This is a genomic window from Rhizobacter sp. P3_B12, assembly GCF_056402895.1.
Genome location: NZ_JBFUGN010001223.1, coordinates 1 through 1,602, shown reverse-complemented (window position 1 = coordinate 1,602; position 1,602 = coordinate 1). Strand labels below are relative to the sequence as shown.

Sequence of the window (1,602 nt, the reverse complement as noted above, 5' to 3'; positions counted from 1 at the left end):
GGTGGAATCCGAATGAGCTGACGCAGAAGAAGTGGAATTGGCCGCTGCCGTTGCCGGACCCCGATCAGCATCCGTCGCAGCCTCTGCCACCGCAGCCGAAACCACAGGAAATGAAGAAAGTGGAAATCACTGGCAGTGGAGCTGTGAATACCGGCTGCACCGGTGCGTGCCTGACCGTGCTCCGGGCGGAGATTGACAAATACAACAAGCGGATGCTTGCCGGCGGCTATGTGCGGTCACTGATGGGTGGCTCGCTGGTCATGCAAGCGCCCAAGCCCATGGTTTTTCGCATTCCCGGGGGGCCTGCGGGACCGATCTACGCGGTCTTCGCAGGGGCGACGTTGATCCTGGTTCAGGAGGCTGCTACTACTGTCCCAGGTAGCAATACGATGGCCGGGCCCTATGGGTTCTTGCAGCAGGCCGCCGATGGGTTGTCGACGGGCGCAACGACCACCGCTACCGCCGCTGTTTCTGCCAAGGCTGCTCGCGACCGTGAGCAGTGGTTGAACTTCTATCACGGGACGGATCGTGACAGCGCCTTGGCGTTGGCTGGCGGGGCGCCACTCCTGGTTGAAACTGCGATTTCAAAGCATGTTGACGGCGGGATTGGGTTCTACTTGGCAGACAATCCTGCAGCGGCAGAATTCTTCGCTTGGCGCCGTGGTGGGGCCGGGAACCCTCCTGCCGTGCTTCCATTTGGAGTGACCGTCTTCGCCTACGACGCTCTTATCGGCGCAGGCGCAGGTTTCAGACCGATTCCACAAGGCACTGGTGGCCGGATACCGGGAAGCGAGCTTTTTATCCCGCCCAGTGCGTTCCCTTTGTTTGAGACACTACGCAAGGAAGGGCAAATTCGACCATGACAAAGTCTTTTCAAATACTTGCCGGAGACGTGTGTGATTACATTCGACTCAACCCAAAAATGTATCTTCCGGAAGGCAATGGGTCAACTGAGGAGAAGCTCATAACTCTTTTGGTATCGGATTGCCTTTCACTCGGGGCCGAGAAGGTCGAAATCACCCGAAATTCTCACTGGTGTGCAGTGTCTTCGAATATTGATTGGCTCAAAAGCACTTCGAGGCACTGGGACACTATTGACGCCCTGTTTGGGAAAGTCTTTCCGTTGCTTGAGGCAGGCCCCAACAGTATTCGTCATGAAGTTGTCGTCAAGGCATTCTGTAGCGATGTCTTGACGGCCGCAGACGGGAATGTGAATGTTATAAAGAACTCGGGGAGAGAGGGAAATATTGAAATTGGAAGGCGACTCTGCGATTCCTATTATCCCGCTAGAGTTGTGGCCTTCTCGATATAAAAGTCGGCGAACTACTTCAGACGACTTCTTCCTGACACTTGATGCAATTCGGCGCGTTGGGCGCTTGGCCGCAAGCGCCTCGTGCTCAAGTTCTGGTGAGCATCTTCAGCTCGGCACGCACTGCACGCAACCAGGGTGCCGAAGGCCGTGCGAGCGCATCGCGGCCGTAGCGCTGCGTGTCGAACCTGCGCAGCAGCACGGCGAGCGCCGCGCCCCGCGGCCCGAAGCGCGCCTCGACCGCAGCCGCCAGCCCGCGCGGCGTGTCATGCGGCTGCGCCACCAGCCCCACC

General features: G+C 58.3%; 2 protein-coding genes. One reads left to right on the top strand and one right to left on the bottom strand.

The window, feature by feature from the left end; translation table 11 throughout:
- A partial coding sequence (locus AC1D01_RS33980; protein WP_477873867.1) for a hypothetical protein occupies window positions 1-863 on the top strand: 863 nt, incomplete at its 5' end.
- A 534-nt stretch (window positions 864-1,397) separates the two neighbouring features.
- Here AC1D01_RS33980 and AC1D01_RS33975 read toward each other — a convergent pair.
- Window positions 1,398-1,602 (bottom strand): DUF4129 domain-containing protein (locus AC1D01_RS33975; RefSeq protein WP_477873866.1); only part of this gene is annotated, 205 nt, incomplete at its 5' end.